19 protein-coding genes are annotated in these 18,380 nt (G+C 72.0%); 13 read left to right on the top strand and 6 right to left on the bottom strand.

Annotated features, from left to right (window positions below; all coding sequences use genetic code 11):
- Window positions 1-110 precede the first annotated feature (110 nt).
- Genes AC07DF_RS21375 through AC07DF_RS21365 form a run of 3 tightly spaced genes read left to right on the top strand, consistent with a single transcriptional unit; the run spans window position 111 to window position 2,799 of the window.
- Complete coding sequence (locus AC07DF_RS21375) at window positions 111-743, top strand: ArsR/SmtB family transcription factor (protein WP_478973432.1); 633 nt, start codon at window positions 111-113, stop codon at window positions 741-743.
- A gap of 14 nt (window positions 744-757) precedes the next feature.
- Window positions 758-2,098 carry an MFS transporter gene (locus tag AC07DF_RS21370; protein ID WP_478973429.1) on the top strand — a complete coding sequence of 447 codons (1,341 nt, stop codon included), beginning with the start codon at window positions 758-760 and terminating at the stop codon, window positions 2,096-2,098.
- Entirely contained in the window at window positions 2,098-2,799 is a 702-nt protein-coding gene (locus AC07DF_RS21365; protein WP_478973426.1) for a uracil-DNA glycosylase, read from the top strand. Before AC07DF_RS21370 ends, AC07DF_RS21365 begins: the two co-directional genes overlap by 1 nt.
- Before the next feature lie 7 nt (window positions 2,800-2,806).
- On the opposite strand, the gene AC07DF_RS21360 is transcribed toward AC07DF_RS21365, so the two are convergent.
- Complete coding sequence (locus AC07DF_RS21360; RefSeq protein WP_478973423.1) at window positions 2,807-3,460, bottom strand: GntR family transcriptional regulator; 654 nt, start codon at window positions 3,458-3,460, stop codon at window positions 2,807-2,809.
- A 174-nt stretch (window positions 3,461-3,634) separates the two neighbouring features.
- On the opposite strand from AC07DF_RS21360, the gene AC07DF_RS21355 reads away from it, so the two are divergent.
- A complete protein-coding gene (locus tag AC07DF_RS21355) occupies window positions 3,635-5,110 on the top strand; it encodes an NCS1 family nucleobase:cation symporter-1 (protein ID WP_478974622.1) in 1,476 nt (491 codons plus the stop codon).
- A 5-nt stretch (window positions 5,111-5,115) separates the two neighbouring features.
- Entirely contained in the window at window positions 5,116-5,838 is a 723-nt protein-coding gene (locus AC07DF_RS21350) for an aspartate/glutamate racemase family protein (RefSeq protein WP_478973420.1), read from the top strand.
- Window position 5,839: 1 nt separating this feature from the next.
- Here the strand turns inward: AC07DF_RS21350 and AC07DF_RS21345 are convergent, their stop codons facing one another.
- Window positions 5,840-6,445, bottom strand: a complete 606-nt coding sequence (locus AC07DF_RS21345) for a gamma carbonic anhydrase family protein (RefSeq protein ID WP_478973417.1) — start codon at window positions 6,443-6,445, stop codon at window positions 5,840-5,842.
- A gap of 10 nt (window positions 6,446-6,455) precedes the next feature.
- Complete coding sequence (locus AC07DF_RS21340) at window positions 6,456-6,869, bottom strand: RidA family protein (protein ID WP_478973413.1); 414 nt, start codon at window positions 6,867-6,869, stop codon at window positions 6,456-6,458.
- A gap of 153 nt (window positions 6,870-7,022) precedes the next feature.
- Between AC07DF_RS21340 and AC07DF_RS21335 the strand changes: the two genes are divergently transcribed.
- From AC07DF_RS21335 to AC07DF_RS21310, 6 genes are all read left to right on the top strand, one after another.
- Complete coding sequence (locus tag AC07DF_RS21335; protein WP_478973410.1) at window positions 7,023-7,787, top strand: nucleotidyltransferase domain-containing protein; 765 nt, start codon at window positions 7,023-7,025, stop codon at window positions 7,785-7,787.
- Window positions 7,788-7,981: 194 nt separating this feature from the next.
- Entirely contained in the window at window positions 7,982-9,880 is a 1,899-nt protein-coding gene (locus AC07DF_RS21330) for an FUSC family protein (RefSeq protein ID WP_478973408.1), read from the top strand.
- A 23-nt stretch (window positions 9,881-9,903) separates the two neighbouring features.
- A complete protein-coding gene (locus tag AC07DF_RS21325) occupies window positions 9,904-11,268 on the top strand; it encodes an amidohydrolase (protein WP_478973405.1) in 1,365 nt (454 codons plus the stop codon).
- Window positions 11,269-11,286: 18 nt separating this feature from the next.
- Window positions 11,287-12,468, top strand: coding sequence for a cytochrome P450 family protein (locus AC07DF_RS21320; protein WP_478973402.1), 1,182 nt, complete (start codon window positions 11,287-11,289; stop codon window positions 12,466-12,468).
- Window positions 12,469-12,547: 79 nt separating this feature from the next.
- Window positions 12,548-13,237 (top strand): DUF899 domain-containing protein, encoded by a 690-nt coding sequence (locus tag AC07DF_RS21315; RefSeq protein ID WP_478973399.1) that lies wholly within the window; start codon window positions 12,548-12,550, stop codon window positions 13,235-13,237.
- A 158-nt stretch (window positions 13,238-13,395) separates the two neighbouring features.
- A complete protein-coding gene (locus AC07DF_RS21310; protein ID WP_189728827.1) occupies window positions 13,396-13,578 on the top strand; it encodes a hypothetical protein in 183 nt (60 codons plus the stop codon).
- Between the two features lie 24 nt (window positions 13,579-13,602).
- Here AC07DF_RS21310 and AC07DF_RS21305 read toward each other — a convergent pair whose 3' ends face one another.
- The 3 genes from AC07DF_RS21305 to AC07DF_RS21295 all read right to left on the bottom strand — a co-directional run bounded on the left by AC07DF_RS21305 (window position 13,603) and on the right by AC07DF_RS21295 (window position 16,931).
- The gene (locus AC07DF_RS21305; protein ID WP_478973397.1) at window positions 13,603-15,594 is read right to left on the bottom strand and encodes an ABC transporter ATP-binding protein; all 1,992 of its coding nucleotides are present in this window, start codon (window positions 15,592-15,594) and stop codon (window positions 13,603-13,605) included.
- Window positions 15,595-15,843: 249 nt separating this feature from the next.
- Window positions 15,844-16,278, bottom strand: coding sequence for a hypothetical protein (locus AC07DF_RS21300; protein ID WP_478973394.1), 435 nt, complete (start codon window positions 16,276-16,278; stop codon window positions 15,844-15,846).
- Complete coding sequence (locus AC07DF_RS21295; protein ID WP_478973391.1) at window positions 16,275-16,931, bottom strand: ATP-binding protein; 657 nt, start codon at window positions 16,929-16,931, stop codon at window positions 16,275-16,277. The genes AC07DF_RS21300 and AC07DF_RS21295 overlap by 4 nt, the downstream gene beginning before the upstream one ends.
- Window positions 16,932-17,176: 245 nt before the next feature.
- On the opposite strand from AC07DF_RS21295, the gene AC07DF_RS21290 reads away from it, so the two are divergent.
- Both AC07DF_RS21290 and AC07DF_RS21285 read left to right on the top strand, forming a co-directional pair.
- On the top strand, window positions 17,177-18,037 hold the full coding sequence (locus AC07DF_RS21290) for a helix-turn-helix domain-containing protein (protein ID WP_478973388.1): 861 nt from the start codon (window positions 17,177-17,179) through the stop codon (window positions 18,035-18,037).
- On the top strand, window positions 18,038-18,292 hold the full coding sequence (locus AC07DF_RS21285; protein WP_478973385.1) for a DUF397 domain-containing protein: 255 nt from the start codon (window positions 18,038-18,040) through the stop codon (window positions 18,290-18,292). It begins immediately after the preceding gene.
- Window positions 18,293-18,380: the final 88 nt, after the last annotated feature.

Here is an 18,380-nt window from a genome sequence, read left to right as displayed (position 1 = left end):
AGTCCTCGGAGTGGTCCGATCGAGCGGGTAATCGGCCTTCAGCGCATTTACAAAATAGGTTTTGCAAAATATCTTTTGCTGAAGGTGTGCGGCGGCCTACTCTCCCCGGCATGGACAGCGACGAGCACAAACGTGTACTCGACCCTGAGCAGGACACCGCCGCCCTGAAGGCCCTCACTCACCCTCTGCGTATTCGGCTGCTCGGGCTGCTGCGGCAGGACGGGCCCGCCACGGCCAGTGAGCTCGCCGCGCGGACGGGGGAGTCGTCGGCGTCGGCCAGCTATCACCTGCGGGTGCTGGCGAAGTACGCCTTCATCGCCGAGGCCGAGCATCGTGACGGGCGGGAGCGGCGCTGGCGGGCGCTGCACACCGTCACGTCCTGGAGCAACGAGGCGATGGGATCCTCCGAGGAGGGCCGGGCCTTCGTCAGCCTGGCGCGGCGACGGCAGCTGGAGCACCTGGAGTCGTCCCTCGCCCGGCACGAGGCGGACATGGCCGACGGGCGGCTCGGCCAGGAGTGGGTGGAGGCGTCCGGGATCAGCGACCTCATGCCCCGGCTGACGCCTGGGTCGCTCACCGAGCTCTGGGAAACGATCGCCGGGAAGCTGGAGGAACTGACCGCCCGGGACGCGGACGACCCGCGCGCCGCACACGTGGTGGTCCTCACCGCCGGTCTGCCGCTCGCCCCGCGCGACCGCGAGGACGGTGACCGAGACGGCACCGGCCACCAGGGCATCTCATGACCCACCGGACGGACATGAGGCACCGCACGGACGAGGCGCTCGGTATGCGGACCGTTCGTCGCCGTTATGCCACCATTTGCGTCCTCTTATGGCTGCCGCCGGGCCTCGCCCTCGCCTCGATGGTCTTGCTGCTCAGCGAGCGCGGTATGTCCCTGGCCGCGATCGCGGGGCTCTTCGCCGCCCACTCACTGACCGTGGCCGCGCTGGAGCTGCCCACGGGCGGTCTCTCCGACGTCCTCGGGCGGCGGCCGGTCCTGGTCGCGGCCGGGGCGCTCAACATGATCGCCTGCTGTCTGGTCGGCCTCGGCACCACCGTCTGGGTGCTCGCCGCCGGCATGGTCCTCATGGGGGTTTCCCGCGCGTTGGCCAGCGGTACCGCCGAGGCCTGGTACGTCGACACCGTCCAGGCGAGTGCGGGACCCGACGCCGAGCTGCGGACGGGACTGGCCCGGGGTGGCACCGCTGCTTCCGCCGCGCTAGCGGTCGGCCTTCTGCTCGGCGGGGCCCTGCCTTGGCTGCTCGGCACGGGCTCGGGCACCGGCCTCGGTGCCAGGCTGAGCGCAGTGACGTCCGGGATGGTGCTGCCCCTTTCCGTTCCCCTGCTGCTGGGAGCCGCTGTCAGGGGCGTGCTCATCTGCTACGTGCTGGCCGTCCTGCGGGAGGCGCCGCGACCCCGGGCCACCCTGCGTTCCGTGCTGCGCGGCGTCCCGGTCACCGTCCTGGACGGGCTGCGGCTGGGCGGACGGGACGCGCTGGTCCGCCGGGTGGTGCTGAGCGCGGCCGCCGCCGGGGGCGCCCTGGGCGTCGTCGAGTTGCTCGTACCCGGCCGTACCGTCGAGCTGACCGGGGCGAGCGACTCCGGGGCACTGGTCTATGCCGCCCTCGCCTGCGCGGGCTTCGTCTGCTGCGGTGTCGGCAGCCATCTCGCCCCGTTCGCCGCCCGGGTCGCGGGCGGCGGGGAGCGGGCCGTGCTGATCTGTCTCGGCACAGGGGTGATCGGCGTGCTGCTGCTCGCGGTCACCGCGTCCTCCACCCACCTGCTCGCCACAACCGTCGCGGTCACGGGCTTCTGCGTCTTCTACGTCGGCATCGGCGCCGTGACGCCGAACCAGAACGACCTGCTGCACCGACGCGTCCCCAGCGAGGGCCGCGCCACCGCGCTGTCCGTCCAGTCCCTCGCCCAGCAACTGGTCGGCGCGCTCACCGGCCTGGTTGTCGGGGTGATGCGGCCGGGCCCGCTGCCCTGGCTGCTGACGAGTGCCGTGCTGCTGTCCGGGGCGCTGCTGTGGCTCCACCGTGGAGACGGGCGGACCGCGCAGGTCACCGCCCCCCGACCCGCCCCTACCGTGGAGTGATGGACACCAGCGGTCTTCCTCTCCTCGACCGGCGCATCGCGGACTGCCGGGCCTGCCCGCGGCTGGTCTCCTGGCGTGAGGAGGTGGCCCGTGCCAAGCGGGCCGCCTACGCGGACTGGACGTACTGGGGCCGGCCGGTGCCCGGGTTCGGGCCGGCGGACGCCCGGCTGCTGATCGTCGGGCTCGCCCCCGCCGCCCACGGCGGCAACCGCACCGGGCGGATGTTCACGGGCGACCGCTCGGGAGACGTCCTGTACGAGGCGCTGTACGACCTCGGCCTCGCCTCCCAGCCCACGGCCGTGCACGCCCACGACGGCCTGGAGCTGTACGGCGTACGCGTCACCTCGCCCGTGCACTGCGCCCCGCCCGCCAACAAGCCCACCCCCGAGGAGCGGGACACCTGCCGTCCCTGGCTCGTGCGGGAACTGGGGCTGCTGCGTCCGACGCTGCGGGCCGTCGTCGTGCTCGGCGGCTTCGGCTGGCAGGCCGCGCTGCCGGCGTTCGCCGAGGCGGGCTGGTCCGTGCCCCGGCCCCGCCCCGCCTTCGGCCACGGGGCCCGTCACGTCCTCGACGGCCTGGAACTCTTCGGCTGCTTCCACGTCAGCCAGCGCAACACCTTCACCGGCCGCCTCACCCCCGAGATGCTGCGCGACGTACTGCGGACGGCCGCGCGGGCGGCGGAGCTGCCGACGGCCGGCTAGACGGACCCTAGGGAGCCTCCTCCCCGAACAGGTGCCGCACCGTCGATCGGTAATTGGTTCTTACGTGCGTGAGCGCGTGCGCGCGGGCCCGGTCCGGGTCGCCCGAGGCGATCGCCTCGTACAGCTCGCGGTGCTCGACGAGGAGCTGGGGCCACTCCTCGTTGCGCCGGGTCATCCAGCGGAGCCGACCGGCGACCGGTTCCAGGGCCTCGGTCAGCAGGCTGTTGTCCGCCATCGCCACGATGCGGTCGTGCAGGCGGCTGTTGACGTCCGTGATCATCTCGGCGTCCTCGGCCTCGGTCGCGGCGGCGGCGCGGTCGAGGAGTTCCTGGACCTCGGCCAGGTCCTGCGGGGTCGCGCGGGACGCGGCGAGTCCGGCGGCGTAGACCTCCAGGGCTTCTCGTAGTTCGAACAGTTCCTTGACGTCGGCCGGGGTGAGGCGGCGTACTACCGTGCGTCGGGGTGTCTCGAAGTGGACGAAGCCCTCTGCGACCAGGGCCCGGATCGCCTCCCGGACCGGAACGCGCGAGACACCGAAACGTTCCGCCAGTTCGCGTTCCACCAGGCGGTCGCCGGGACGGAGGCTGCCCGCGATGATCTCCTGGCGCAGGTCGGCCGTGACGCGCTCGCGGACCGCTCCGAGGGGTTCGATCTTCGTCATGCAGCCCATCTTCGTCGACGCGAGGTGTCTTTTACGCGGCGTTAACAAGAGCGACATCGGTCAGAACGGTTGACGGGGAGACCATGGCGCAGTTTGGTATACCAAACACCTCGCAGGGTGGCCCCCCGTCCTGCGGAGCAGTCCTCCGTCGTCCCCTTGCTCGTGGAGGCCCCCGTGTCCCTCGCCGACCGTGCCGCAGAGACCGGCACCCCAGCGTTCGTCCCCGATCCCAGGCTCACCAACGAAGACCTCGCGCCCGCCAAGAAGCGCAACTGGAAGGTCTTCGACCTCTTCGCCATGTGGATGTCCGACGTCCACAACCTCGGCAACTACACCTTCGCCTCCGGACTGCTCTTCCTCGGCATGAACGTCTGGCAGATCTTCACGTCCCTGCTCGTCGGCTTCGTGATCATCTACATCGGCATGAACTGGATGGGGAAGATCGGTCAGCGCCACGGCGTGCCCTTCCCGGTCGTCAGCCGGATCGCCTTCGGCATCTGGGGCGCCAACATCCCGGCGCTGATCAGGGCCGTGATCGCCATCATGTGGTACGGCATCCAGACCTACCTGGCCTCCGTCGCCGTCAACGTGATGCTGCTGGCGGCCTGGCCGAGCCTGGAGTCGTGGACGCACAACTCCTTCCTGGGTCTCGACGCGCTCGGCTGGGTCTCCTTCATCGCCCTGTGGCTGGTGCAGGCGGCGATCATCAGCCGGGGCATGGAATCGGTCCGCAAGTTCCAGGACTTCTGCGGCCCGGCGATCTGGCTCGTGATGATCGCGCTGGCCGGGTGGATCCTCTACAAGGCCGAGTGGACGATCTCGCTGACCTCCACCCCGCACCCGGTCTCGGTGGGCGAGCAGTGGCGGCAGTGGTTCGGCGCGATCGGCCTGGTCCTCGCCACGTACGGCACCCTGATGCTCAACTTCTGCGACTTCTCCCGCTTCGCCCCCGACTACAAGTCCGTCAAGCGCGGCAACTTCTGGGGCCTGCCGATCAACTCCACGGCCTTCGTGATCGTCTCGGTCATCGTCACCGCCGGTGCCTTCGAGGTCTTCGGCAAGGAGATCACCGACCCGGCCTACCTGGTCGCCGAGATCGGCAACACCTGGGTGCTGGTGCTGGGCGCGCTGACCTTCGCCATCGCCACCATGGGCGTCAACATCGTCGCCAACTTCGTCTCCCCGGCCTACGACCTCGCCAACGTCTGGCCGCAGAAGATCACCTTCAAGGTCGGCGGCATGATCAGCACAGTCGCCGCGCTGCTCGTCACCCCCTGGAACCTCTTCTCCAACCCGACCGTCGTGAACTACTTCCTCGGCGGCCTCGGTGCCTTCCTCGGTCCGCTGTTCGGCGTGATCATGGTCGACTACTACTGGGTCAAGCGCGGTCGCGTGAACGTGGACGAGCTGTTCGACGCCTCTCCCGGTGCCCGCTACCACTACCGCAAGGGCTTCAACCCCAAGGCGCTGTGGGCGTTCCTGCCCGCTGCCGGTGTCGCCGCCGTCCTCGCGCTGGTGAAGACCTTCAGCGATGTGGCGCCGTACTCCTGGTTCATCGGCACGGCACTCGCGGCCGGGCTGTACGTGGTCCTGTGCCGTAGCGAACGCACTGCCGACCCCGCCGCCGAGCGCCCTGTCATGGAGGTCTGAGAGACGTGCGGATCGTCGTCACCAACTGCAACACCACGCAGGAGATGACCGAGGAGATCGTACGAGGTGCCCGGGCCGCCGCAGGCCCGGGCACCACCGTGACCGGACTGACCCCCGCCTGGGGGCCCGAGTCCGCGGAGGGCTGGCTCGACAGCTACCTGTCCGCCGCGGCCGTCCTGGACACACTGCGGACCTACGACGGACCGCCGTACGACGCCGTGGTCATGGCCGGCTTCGGAGAGCACGGGCGGGAAGGCGTGCGCGAGCTGGTGGAGGGACCCGTCGTCGACATCACCGAGGCCGCCGCGCATCTCGCCTGTCTGCTGGGCCGCCGCTACGGGGTCGTCACCACACTGGAGCGGTCGCGCGGCCAGATCGAGGACAGCCTGGAGACGGCCGGCGTGGCGAGGAACTGCGCCGCCGTCGTCGGCACGGGCCTGAACGTGCTCGACCTCGGCGACGAGGAGCGCACGGAGACGGCGTTCCTCGCCGCCGCCGAACGGGCCTGTGCGGCCGGGGCCGAGGTGCTGGTGCTGGGCTGCGCCGGGATGACCGGGCTGCAGCGGGCGGTCGGGGAGAAGCTGGGCCTGCCGGTCGTCGACGGGGTCGCCGCGGCGGTCAAACTGGCGGAGTCGCTGGTGGCACTGGGACTCACGACCAGCCGGGTGGGGAGCTATGCCGAGGCACTGCCGAAGCGGAGGGTGTGGGGGAGGCCCGAACCCCGGTAGCTCATGACGGGCCGTCGAGGGCGACGTCGTCGCCATGGGCCCCGTAGAACGCCACCTGGCGGGCCATGACCTCCCGCATCGACGTGCCGCGCGGGATGCCGTACACCGTGCCGGGGAAGTCCAGCGCCTCCTGGACCTGCCACAGTTCGTCGTGCTCGCCGGGGGCGAAGAGCCGGGCCCGGGGTGCTCCCGCCGCGATCCAGCCGATGGGCAGGACCGTGCCCGGCGGCAGTACGGAGTTCACGTGAAGCACGCTGTGGATCCGCAGCTCGGAGCCGGCGCACGCGACGGCCCCCGGGAAGACGCAGGCGCCGGTGGCCACGAAGACCTCGTCCTCGAGGGTCGCCCCGTTGACATGGGCGTGCGGGCCGACGAGCACGGCGTCACCGATCACGGCGGGGTGCCCGGCCCGCCCCCGCACCAGCGCGTTCTCCATCACGACCACGTCCGAGCCGACCCGTACCTCCCCGTCCTCGGCGGTGAGCACGGCCCCGTGCAGCACGCGGCTGCGCTCCCCGAGGACGACCGCCCCGCACAGGACGGCCGTCGGGGCGACGTACGCGGACTCGGGGACGACGGGGCGCCGCCCGCGGTGCTCGATCAGCATGGAGTTCTCCTCAGGTCGGCGCCCCGTCGGGCACGACGGCTGTCGCCGTAATCTCCACCAGCTGCCCCGTGTACCCGAGGCACGCCACGCCGATCAGCGTCGACGAGTGCGGACCGGTGCTGAGCCCGGACGCCTCGACGACCTCCCAGACGGTGGACAGCACGGCCGGCTCACTGCCCACGACGTACACGTCGGTCGCCACGACATGCGCCAGATCGCTCCCCACGGCGCTCAGTTGCTCCTTCAGATTGGCGATCACCTGCTCGGCCTGCCGTACGGGATCCCCGGGGCCGACGAGCTCCCCCCTGGCATCCAGCGGCACAGCCCCCGCCAGGAAGACCAGCTTGGTGCCGGCTTCCACGACGGACGCGTGGGAGTAGGTGGGCGGCGGGAACAGGCTCGGGACGGTGACGCGCTGGATCACGGATTCTTCCGATCTACGGGCGGCGACAGGACAACCCACCGATCATGCGAGGCCCCGGCGGGTGAGCGCACCCGTATTTCGTTTCACGACGGCGGAACGGTTCCCCTACGCTGCCCCAGCCCTGCACTCCTCCGCCCGCCCAGGAGCAGCCTCGTGCCCGCCTTCCTCGACACCACCGCCGACCGCCTCGCCGCCCTCCCCGCCGTCGAGGCCGTCACCCTCGGCGGCTCCCGGGCCCAGGGCACCGAACGCCCCGACAGCGACTGGGACCTGGCCGTCTACTACCGCGGCGCCTTCGACCCGGCAGATCTCCGCGCGGTCGGCTGGGAGGGCGAGGTGTCCGCGATCGGCGCGTGGGGTGGCGGTGTCTTCAACGGAGGCGCCTGGCTGACGATCGACGGCAGACGGGTGGACGTCCACTACCGCGATCTGGACGTCGTCGAACACGAGCGGGCAGAGGCCGAGGCGGGCCGCTTCCGCGTCGAGCCGCTGATGTTCCATCTGGCGGGCATCCCGACGTATCTGCTCGTCGCCGAACTCGCGATCAACAAGGTGCTGCGGGGCGAGCTGCCGCGTCCCGCCACCTACCCGCGGGCCCTGCGTGAGCGGGCCCCCGGCCACTGGCACGGCATGGCCACCGCCACCCTCGCCTATGCCAAGGCCGGCCACGCCCCGAAGGGCGCCCTCACCCAGGTAGCGGGCGCGATCGCCCTCGCGACGACGCAGACCGCGCACGCGGTGCTGGCGGCGCGTGGGGAGTGGGTCACGAACGAGAAGGGGCTCGTCGCACGGGCGGGTCTGCGTGACGTGGACGACATCGTACGGAGCCTGACGGACGACGACCCGGACGTGCTCGCCCGGACGATCACCGACGCGGAGACACTGCTCGGCCGGGCCGTGGAGGCGGCGCGGGGCTGACCGTCGGGCGGGGCTGACCGTCGTCGCCGGTCGCGTCCGGCGATTGCGTTCATAAAGAACCCGGCTCTCCCGCACTCCGTCACGTTCCGGAAACCTCTCTTCCAGGAACCCCGCCTACCGTGGACAGCCACACCCCGCCCGGCCACCGTCGCCCGAAGGCCCACCCCTGCCCTCGATGTGACGACAGGAGCCCCGTGTCCCGGTCCCACCGTTTTTCCCTTGCGCTGCCGCCCTGGCTCGCGCACGCCCTGCGCGCTCAGCGGGGACCGGTGCCCTGGAGCGCGGTGACGCGGGGGGCCCTGTCCGCAGGGCCGTTGTTGCTGGTGGCCGTGCAGTCGGGGCACACGTCGCTCGGTGTCGTCGCCGCCATCGCCGCCATGCTCGCCGGGATCAACGACCGGCCCGGGAGCCGCCGGGTCTCGGTCAAGCGGCTCGGGGTGCCCGCGCTGGGCGGTGCCCTGGGCCTGGTGATCGGGACCTATGCCGGGGACGAGACCGGCGCGGTCGTACTGACCGTGATCCTCACGGCCGTCGGGCTCGTCGCCGGGGGGATGAGCGCCGTGGGGCCCGTCGCCTCCGCCTCCGGGACGCAGTTGCTCGTCGGCGCGGCGATCGGCGCGGGGATGCCCCTGCCCGAGACGGGCTGGGAGCGCGCTCTCGCCTTCCTCGCCGGGGCCGGCTGGCTGCTCGTGCTCCGGCTCGTGCTGCCCACGCCCGGCTCCCTCGCCGGTGACTTCCGCTTCGACGGGGAGCGGGCGGCCGTGGCCCGCGTGTACGACGCCGTCGCCGAACTCCTCGACGCCGTCGGCGGGCCGGACGCCATCCGCCGCCGCGCCGCGCTCACCGCCGCCCTCGACCACGCCCAGGACGCGCTCGCCGGGCCCCGGCTGCGGCGGTACGCCTCCTCCTCCACCGAGCGGCGGCTGCACGCGCAGTACGCCGCCGCCCTGCCCCTCGCCGAGGCCGCCACCGCGCTGGCCTGGGCCGAAGAGGCCATTTCCGAACGGGCCTCCGAAGGCCCCCGGCGGCTCGCCGCCGCCGTACGCGGCAACGCCCACACCGGGCCGCTGCCCGCCCCGTCCCGCTCGGCGCCCGCCCTGCGCGCCCTCGACGACGCCCTCCTGCAGGCCGCCGAGGTGTTCGACCAGGGCCAGGGCGGCGATCTGCACACCCGGCCCCGTACCGCCAGGGACCGGCTGCGCGCCGCCTTCGGTACCGCCGGACGCGAGTACGGACTGCGTGTCGCCCTGTGCTTCGGGGCCAGCGCGGCGGTCGCCCAGGCCCTGCACCGGACCCAGTGGTACGGGGAGCACGAGCACTGGTACTGGCTGCCCGCCACCGCCGTCTTCCTCGTCAAGCCCGACCTGGGGCCGCTGGCCTCCCGGGTGCTGAACCGGGCCGCCGGGACCGTCCTCGGCGCTCTGCTCTTCGCCGGGTTCGCCGTCGTCCTGCCCCGGCCCGAAGGGCTCATCGCGCTGGTCGCCCTCAGCGGGGCGCTGATCCCCGTCGCCACCCGGCACTTCGCCGCCCAGACCGCCGTCGTCACGGTCCTCGTCCTCGCCCTGGTCATGGTCGGCGGCGAGGCACAGGCCTCCGCGGGCCGGATCGGCGAAACCCTGCTGGCCTGCGCGATCGTGCTGATCGTCGGGCACCTGCCGATGCCCGGACAGCGCGGTGGGGGAGTGCGCGCCCGGCTCGCGGCGGCGAGCCGAGCCGCTTACGCCTACCTCACCCATGTCCTCGACGAGGCCGACGCTCCGCGCATCGGCGGCTCCGGCACCCCCTCCGACCACCGCGCCACCCGCTGGACCCTGCGCCGTGAGGCCTACCGCACCCTCGCCGAGGCCCGCACGGCCATCTCCCTCTCCGCGCACGAACTGCCCGCCCTCGCCCGGCACACCGAGGGCGCGGACGAGGTGGCCGACCTCCTCGAACGCCTCGTCGACACCACGACCGCCTGCGCCGTGCACCTCGACGACACCGGCCGGATCGGCCCCCGCCACACGGAACGCCTCGCCACGGTCGTCGACGAACTCACCGGACCCGGCGAACGGGTGGGGCTCCGACTGCCCCGGACACCCCTCGCCGGATAGCGCCCTCGTCGTACGTTGGCGTGATGACGCCTTCTGCCGCGGACAGTCCCGCAGACCTGATCATCAGCGCCTGTACCGTCCTCGTGCACGACGACCGAGAGCGGATCGGCTTCGAGGAGGACGCCGCGATCGTCGTACGGAACGGGATCGTCGAGGCCGTCACGAGCACCGCAGCGGTCGCGGACCTGCCCGCCGCCGAGCGGCTCGACGCCGGGGGCCAGGTCGCCCTGCCCGGCCTGATCAACTGTCACACGCACGCGCCGATGGTCGCGCTGCGCGGCCTCGCCGAGGACCTGCCCACCGAGGAGTGGTTCAACGACGTCATCTGGCCCGTCGAGTCCAACCTCACGGCGAAGGACGTCGAGCTGGGCGCGCGGCTCGCCTGCGCCGAGATGATCCGCGCCGGCGTCACCTGCTTCGCCGACCACTACTTCGCCATGGACGAGGTCGCCGCGGTGGTCGCCGAGTGCGGCATGCGGGCGCTGCTGGGCGAGGCCTACTTCTCCTCGCAGGGCCTCGAGGGCCGGGAGCGGTCACTGGAGTTCGCGCTGCGGCACCGCGGCTCGGCGGACGGCCGTATCACCACCGCGCTCGCGCCCCACGCCCCCTACACGGTCGACGACGCCGACCTCGCCGCCACCGCCGAGCTCGCCCGCGCGCACGGCCTGCCCGTGCACATCCACGCCGCGGAGAACCGGGACCAGACGGACACCAGCCTCGCCCGCCACGGCGTCACCCCGGTCGAGGTCCTGGCCCGCACCGGCATCCTCGACGCGGACGTGCTCCTCGCCCACGGCACCGGCATCACCGACCGCGACCTGCCCGTCCTGGAGCGCGCGGGCGGCCGTACGGCCGTCGCCACCGCGCCCCGCGGCTACCTCAAGTTCGCCTGGCCCGACACCACACCCGTCCGCGCCCTGCGCGACATCGGCGTCCCCGTCGGACTCGCCACCGACGGCGCCGCCTCCAACAACTCCCTCGACGTGTGGGAGTCCATGGCCCTCACCTCGCTGGTCCAGAAGTCGGCCGAGGGCGACCCCCGTTGGCTGACCTCCCGCCAGGCCCTGCACCACGCCACCCTGCAGAGCGCCCGTGCCGTGGGGCTGGGGGACAGCGTCGGCAGCATCGCGCCGGGCCGGAGGGCGGACATCGTCCTGGTCGACCTCACCGGCCCGCACACCCGGCCCGTCCACGACCTCGCCGCCACGCTCGTGCACAGCGCACGCTCCTCCGATGTCCGCACCCACCTCGTCGACGGACGGATCCTGATGCGCGACCGGGTGTTGCTGACGATCGATGTGCCCTCGGTGGCGGGGGAGTTGGAGGAGCGGCTGCCCGCGCTCGTGGACCGCGGGCACGGCCGGCGCATCCAGGAGTACGACACCTGATTCCCTAGGCTGGCCCCCATGGATCCAGCCCACGGCCTCCTCGAAGCCCCCCACGAGGTGTACCGGCGTCTGCGCGAGAGCGCGCCGGTGCACCGCACAGCCGGCCCCGACGGCAGCCCCGCCTGGCTCGTGACCAGGTACGAGGACGTCCGCGCGGCCCTCGCCGACCCCCGGCTGTCCGTGGACAAGGCGCACGCGAAGGAGGGGAGTTACCGGGGACTCTCCCTGCCGCCGGCCCTGGACGCCAACCTCCTCAACATGGACCCGCCGAACCACGCCCGCATCCGCCGCCTGGTCGCACGGGCCTTCACCACGCGCCGCGTCGAACACCTCCGCGCCCCCATACGCCGGACCGCCGACCGCCTCCTCGACGCGCTCGGCTCGCACGGCACCACCGACCTGATCGCCGCCTACGCCGCGCCGCTGCCGATCACCGTCATCTGCGACCTCCTCGGCGTCCCCGACGGCCACCGCCAGGACTTCCGTGTCTGGACCGACGCGCTCGTCGCCCCCGACCCGGCCCGTCCGGCCGCCGCCAAGGAGGCGGTCGTGGCGATGCTCGGCTTCTTCACCGGCCTGATCGCCGCCAAGCGCGCGGAGCCCGCCGACGATCTGCTCTCCGACCTGATCGCGGTCCGCGACGAGGGCGACCGGCTCACCGAGGACGAGCTGATGTCCCTGGCCTTCCTCATCCTCTTCGCCGGGTACGAGAACACCGTCCAGCTCATCGGCAACGCCGTGCTGGGCCTTCTGGAGCACCCCGAACAACTCGCCGCCCTGCGCACCGACCCGGCACGCATCCCGGCGGCCGTGGAGGAGTTCGCCCGTTACGAAGGGCCCGCCCTGCTCGCCATCCGGCGCTTCCCGACCGAGGACATCACGATCGGGGACGTCACCGTGCCCGCGGGCGAGACCGTTCTGCTGTCCCTGGCCGCCGCCAACCGCGACCCGGCCCGTTTCCCCGACCCCGACCGGCTCGACCTCGGCCGGGACACCTCAGGTCATCTCGCCCTCGGTCACGGCATCCACCACTGCCTGGGCGCGCCGCTGGCCCGTGCCGAGACCGAAATCGCCCTGGCCGCGCTGGTGGAGCGGTTCCCGGACCTCGCCCTCGCGTCCGACGCCCCGCGGTGGCGGTCCTCCCTGCGCGCCCGGGGTCTGGTCGCGCTGCCGGTGACGTACGCGGAAAGAACTTCCTGAGCCGGCGATGAGTTCCGCCCCTGCCACCGGTCACCACCCCGGACGGACCGTTGCCGCAGGAGGGGTACAGGAGGGGTTCATGTCGTTGCCGGAGATCGTCTCGCGCGACCAGTGGCGTGCGGCGCGCGCGGAACTGCTGGTCAAGGAGAAGGCCGCCACCCGCGCGCGGGACGCGCTGGGCGCCGAGCGGCGCGGACTGCCCATGGTGGAGGTCGACGAGGAGTACGTCTTCGAGGGCGGGGACGGCAAGGCCACCCTGCTCGACCTCTTCGAGGGGCGGCACCAGCTCGTCGTCTACCACTTCATGTTCGCGCCCGAGTGGGACGCCGGCTGCCGCAGCTGCTCGGGGTTCCTGGACCAAATAGGACATCTCGCCCATCTCAAGGCCCGTGGCACGTCGTTCGCGGCCGTCTCCCGGGCGCCTTTCCCGAAGATCCTGCCCTTCAAGGCCCGGATGGGGTGGACGGTGCCCTGGTACTCGTCGCACGGCAGCGACTTCAACCGTGACTTCGAGGTGACGCTCGAACACGAGGGGGAGCTCTCCGAACGGCCCGGCCTCAGCTGTTTCCTGCGGGACCGCGACCGGGTCTTCCACACCTACTCGACGTACGAGCGCGGCCTCGACGGCCTCGGCTCGACCACCAGCCTGCTGGACCTCACCGCGCTGGGCAGGCAGGAGGCGTGGGAGGAACCCGAGGGGCGGGCGTCGGCTCTTGGGGCGCCTGCGGGAAGCGAACACATCCGCTATCACGACGAGTACGACGACTGATACGCAAAGTGAGCACATCGGCCAAGAGGCTGAGAGGTTGGTCACACTTGGCGGTGAACGAGTGTCAACTACGTCTCAGAACCGTCACTTCGCGAGCCGTTCACCCCATGGTTGGCGTTTAACTCTACGAGTACAGCGCTACATGGAGGTGCAGGGTGGTGAACGGGCGAACGGTGCTCGAGCGCTTTCCCGCCGGTGGGCCGCGTGGCTCCTGGCCGGCGGAGGAGTTCGCGCAGGCGCGGCGTCTGGAAGGACTGCCTGCCGAGGTTGTCATGGACCTCGCTACGGACATGTTCCTGGTGATCGTGCGCAGCGGCGACAGTGCCGATGCCACGGCCTGACGAACGGCCCGGGGAAGGCGCGGCTCAGCCCGCCTTCGGCGCCGGCACCTTCGGGACCGGCACGACCTGCGGAGTCGCCCCGGGTGGCGTGACCGTCGTGGGCGGCTTGGTGAACTGCTCCGCCTGGAGCGCGTACAGCTCGGCGTAGAGCCCGCCGGTGGCCAGCAGCTCGTCCGGCGTCCCGGACTCCACGAGCCGGCCCTGGTCCAGGACGTGCACCAGGTCGGCATGGCGCACGGACGCCAGCCGGTGCGTGATCAGTACGACCGTCTGGCCGCTGTCGGCCAGGGCACGGATCCGCTCGAAGACCTCCAGCTCGGCCCGTGCGTCCAGGGCCGCCGTCGGCTCGTCCACGATCAGGATGCGTCCCCGGCGATAGGCCGCCCGTGCGATGCCGAGCCGCTGCCACTGGCCGCCCGACAGCTCGTGTCCGCCGCTGAAGTTGCGGGCGAGCAGCGTGTCGAGGCCGCGCGGCAGGTCCGCGACCACCGTCTCCGCTCCGGCCTCGCCGATCGACGCGGCCAGCCGCTCCTCGCACACGGGCGCCGACGTACGACCCAGGGCGACGTTCACCCGGGCCGTGAACGGCCACCGCTTGAAGTCCTGCGCCACCATCGCGATCCGCTCGGCCAGCAGGTGCCGGTCGGCGGTCGCCGCGTCCACGCCGTCCCACAGGATCCGCCCCCGCTCCGGGGTGTACAGCCCGGCGAGCAGCTTGACCAGGGTCGTCTTGCCGGAGCCGTTCTCTCCGACCAGTGCCACGATCCGGCCCAGCGGGAGCGTGAGTGTCACGTCGTCGAGAGCGGGGCGGGCCGAGTCGCCGGGGTAGCGGAACGTGACGTTCTCGAAGCGGATCTCGCGCGGGTCCTCCGGCAGCGGCTGCCCGCCCGCCGGGATCGCGCGCTGCGCCGCCTCCGTGTACAGCCGTTGCAGGTCGCCGACGAAGAGCGCCTCCTCGTGCAGCGCGTTGACCTCCACCACGAGCGTGTCGAGGCTCTGCGAGCCGGTCCGGATCGCGATCACGGCCGTACCCGCCACCGACAGCGCCATCGACCCCGCCAGCAGCAGTCCGCCGAGCGTCGTGTACGTCGCCACCGTCGCCAGGCCCGTCCACGCCGCCGCGATCAGGCCGATGCGGGCGGCGAGCCCGGCCAGGCGGGCCTGCTCGGCCTCGGCCGTCTCCGACATCGCGCGGAAGTGCCGCAGAAGGAAGGCGCCCACGCCGTGCACCCGGATCTCGGGGGCCGCCTCGGGTTCGATCAGCAGGTTGCCCAGCAGCCGGCCCGCGCGGGCGTGCTGCACCCAGGCGTGGAAGGACTCGTAGCGCCGCCGGGCCACGGTCAGCGCGCTCCAGGCGCTCGGCAGCGTCATCGTCACCAGGAGGGGCAGCAGGGCCGGATGCAGCACGGTCAGCACACCGGCCGCCGCGACCAGCGAGATCATCGCGTTGATCACGCGCGTCCCGTACATGATCATCCGGCGGGCGGAGGCGGCGCCGTACTGCGCGGTGTCCAGCAGTTTGTGAAAGGCGTGGTCCTCGATCGCGGCCAGTTCCACGGCAGCCGCCCGCTCCAGGTACCGCTCGGTCGCCACCCGCTCCACCTTGGGCTCCAGGTGCCCGGTGGCGTAGGTGCTCGCGGCCCGCAGCAGCGCCGCGAGCAGCATCACGAGGGCCACCGTGACCAGCGCGGGGACGGCTCCGCGCAGCCGGTCCTCGATCGGTCCGCCGCCCATCAGCCGGGCCAGCACGCTGTTGACCGCCAGCAGGCTCACCGCCTGCGCCACGCCCCGGCCCGCCTCGGAGGCCAGCACGATCCGGGCGGCGCCCCGGTCGGCCTGCCGGGCGAGTCGGAGGCTGGACTTCAGCAGGGACGGCAACCGGGTGATCATGGCGCGGAAGTTCAGCTCCAGGAACGCGTCGGCGTGCTGGTTCCAGCCCATGTCGTAGCGCAGCGGTCCGCCGAAGAGCAGCCGCTCCGACTCGGACACCTCCGGCGCGGTCCGCTTCTTCCCCACCGTCGACCGACCTCCCCGCTCAGGCTCCGCTCGTGAACGAACGGCCACTATCGCGGGGGCGGAGCCCGCCCGGGCAGGGCGCAGCCCGGGGCGCCGGATGCGCGCGGGCGCACGACCGGACCTGGGGAGGTATGGGGCGGCGCGGAGTCGTCGGGGTGGTGCGTATCCCTCGACGAGTGCTGCGCGTTGTCTGCGCGGTGCTCGACCGAGCCCTGACAGGTGCTGCTCGACGGGCCCGCTGGAAAAGTCCTACGCGCTGACCGGCCGTGACCACGCCGGAGCCGTCCCCGTCACGCGGCACAGGGCGAGGTACAGCGGAATCGGCGGGGTGTACGGAAGCTTGCCGTCCGGGCGGTGGATCAGCCGGGGGAGCTCCGGGGCGTCCGGGACGACCGCGCCGGTCGCGTACCGCGTGGGAGCCGGCCATTCCAGGGCGTGGTCGGAGTCGGCCGGCACCAGCCACCACCAGTGCGTGCCGTCGGCGTAGACGCAGCCCGCGCGCGGCAGCCGGGGCATGACCAGCCGGCCCAGGCGGGCGGGAACCGCGACGGCGTCGCAGCCGAGCGGCGCGGTCATGCCGTCGGGCACGGGCAGGCGCAGGGCTGGTCCCGGCGTGCGCAGTCCGCGCCGGAGGCGGGCGAGGGTGTCCAGGTTCAGTACGCGGCCACCGTGCGCGGACGTCATGCCGCTCCCCGCTCTCGGCGTCGCCCCTGCGCGGGGACCTCCGGCGCGCTCCTCGTGTGACGCGCCTGGTGGGCTCCGTCCCCGTCGCCCGAGTCGTCGGACGGACCCGGCTTGGGCCGGGCGCCCCAGCCCAGGTCGTTCCGGGGCTCCGACGGGGCACGCGGGGTGTCGGTGCGCGGCAGCTCGGCCCAGACCAGCATCCCGGGGCCGTGCTCATGGGAACCCCAGGCCTCACAGAGGGCGTCGACGAGAAGCAGTCCCCTCCCGTGCTCCTCCTCGGGCCGCGTCCGGCCGGCCGCGTGGGGCTGGCCAGGGGCGCAGCCCTCGTCACGCACCGCTATCCGCACCAGGTCGTCGCCGTCGTGCAGCTCGCACACTATGTGCGTGCTCGCCGTGTGCACGATGGCGTTGGTGACCAGCTCGGAGACCACCAGGGCCGCGCTGTCGCACGTGTCCTCGCACACCGACCAGCCGGTCAGCCGGGCCCGCGTCAGGCGTCTGGCCTGAGCGGCGGAACCCGGATGTGCGGCCAGCTCGAAACGGAACCGGCGCTCGGCAGCGGCCCTGTCGGGGCCGACTCCGGCGGTACCGAGGCCGAGAGGGCCTGCGGCGGCGTCTGTTCCTAAGGGCGCGGACGGAATCACGCTTGCCACTATCGCCCCGCCGCGAACACTTGGCAAGTGTCACTCTGAAAAATGCAGAGTGCGCTGTGACGGTCTGGAAGGCCGTGGCACACTGCATCGCAACAGCACCCCGCGCGGCGCCAGTTGAGATCGTCGAAGATTCGTTCGAAGCATCGGTTCGGATCAGCTCTTCGAAAGGATCTTCGAATGGCGCCGCCGGGCTGTCAGCGTTCCTTTTGTGGCCGACTCGTCAGAACTCTTCGTGGAGGTGGAGCGTGAGCGAACCGCGGTCCGCGCCGACGGTCGGCCAGGTCGTCCTCGGCCGACGCCTGTTGGACCTGCGGGAACGCGCCGGGATGAAACGCGAGGAGGCCGCCCGCATCCTCCGCGTCGCCCCCGCCACGGTCCGTCGTATGGAGATGGCCGAGGTCGCGCTCAAAATCCCGTATCTGCAACTGCTCCTGAAGGCCTACGGAATCTCCGACGAAGAGGCCGACGCCTTCGTCCAGCTCGCCGAGGACGCGAACAAGCCCGGCTGGTGGCAGCGTTTTCACGACATCCTGCCCGGCTGGTTCTCGATGTACGTGAGCCTGGAGGGCGCGGCCGGCGTCATCCGCAGTTACGAACCCCATTTCGTCCCCGGCCTGTTGCAGACCGAGGACTACGCGCGCGGAGTGCTCCGCTCGGGCGCCATCGGCCAGACCCGGCCCGACGACATCGAGCGCCATGTCGCCCTGCGCATGCAGCGCCAGGACCTGCTTACCCGCGAGGACGCGCCCCGGCTGTGGGTCGTGATGGACGAGACCGCGCTGCGGCGCCCGGTCGGGGGCCCGGAGGTGATGCGTGCCCAGATCGACAGACTGCTCGAGGCCACGAAGCTGCCCAACGTGACGTTGCAGATCGCCCCGTTCGCCAATGGGCCGCACCCGGGCACGTACGGGCCGTTCGTGCTGTTCCGATTCGCCATGCCCGAACTGCCGGACATGGTCTACAGCGAGTACCTGACCGGCGCGGTCTATCTCGACGCGCGCGCGGAGGTGGCGACCCACCTCGAGGTCATGGACCGCATGGCGGCGCAGGCCGCTACGGCACATCGCACGAAGGAGATCCTCCGGGATCTCCGCAAGGAGCTGTGAATGGATCGCATCAAGCCGCGCAAACAGGTCTACAACGGCATGCCCGCGCGTGACTTGGGCAGCGAAGGCTGGCACAAACCGTGGAGCGGCGGGAACGGGGGGAACTGCCTGGAGGCGATGAAGCTCGCCGACGGCCGGATCGCCGTCCGCCAGTCCACCGACCCCGACGGTCCGGCGCTGATCTACACCACCGACGAGATGACGGCCTTCATCGAGGGGGCGAAGTCGGGGAAGGCGGACTTCCTGCTGTCCTGACGTGATTGCCTTGCCCACACTCGGCTTTCTGACGCTCGACTCTGTGAACTCGACTCTCTGAACTCAACTTTCCACGCAACTCTTTGAC

Source organism: Streptomyces sp. NPDC044719, from assembly GCF_056433405.1.
The sequence above is the reverse complement of the archived record's forward strand: the minus strand, read 5'-3'. Positions and strand labels throughout refer to the sequence as shown.

Excerpts from the sequence above, each read along its gene's own strand:
- AC07DF_RS21375 (WP_478973432.1), top strand. The coding sequence starts at position 111 with ATGGACAGCGACGAGCACAAACGTGTACTCGACCCTGAGCAGGACACC.
- AC07DF_RS21370 (WP_478973429.1), top strand. The coding sequence starts at position 758 with ATGAGGCACCGCACGGACGAGGCGCTCGGTATGCGGACCGTTCGTCGC.
- AC07DF_RS21365 (WP_478973426.1), top strand. The coding sequence starts at position 2,098 with ATGGACACCAGCGGTCTTCCTCTCCTCGACCGGCGCATCGCGGACTGC.
- AC07DF_RS21360 (WP_478973423.1), bottom strand. The coding sequence starts at position 3,460 with ATGACGAAGATCGAACCCCTCGGAGCGGTCCGCGAGCGCGTCACGGCC.
- AC07DF_RS21345 (WP_478973417.1), bottom strand. The coding sequence starts at position 6,445 with ATGCTGATCGAGCACCGCGGGCGGCGCCCCGTCGTCCCCGAGTCCGCG.
- AC07DF_RS21325 (WP_478973405.1), top strand. The coding sequence starts at position 9,904 with ATGACGCCTTCTGCCGCGGACAGTCCCGCAGACCTGATCATCAGCGCC.
- AC07DF_RS21320 (WP_478973402.1), top strand. The coding sequence starts at position 11,287 with ATGGATCCAGCCCACGGCCTCCTCGAAGCCCCCCACGAGGTGTACCGG.
- AC07DF_RS21315 (WP_478973399.1), top strand. The coding sequence starts at position 12,548 with ATGTCGTTGCCGGAGATCGTCTCGCGCGACCAGTGGCGTGCGGCGCGC.
- AC07DF_RS21300 (WP_478973394.1), bottom strand. The coding sequence starts at position 16,278 with ATGACGTCCGCGCACGGTGGCCGCGTACTGAACCTGGACACCCTCGCC.
- AC07DF_RS21285 (WP_478973385.1), top strand. The coding sequence starts at position 18,038 with ATGGATCGCATCAAGCCGCGCAAACAGGTCTACAACGGCATGCCCGCG.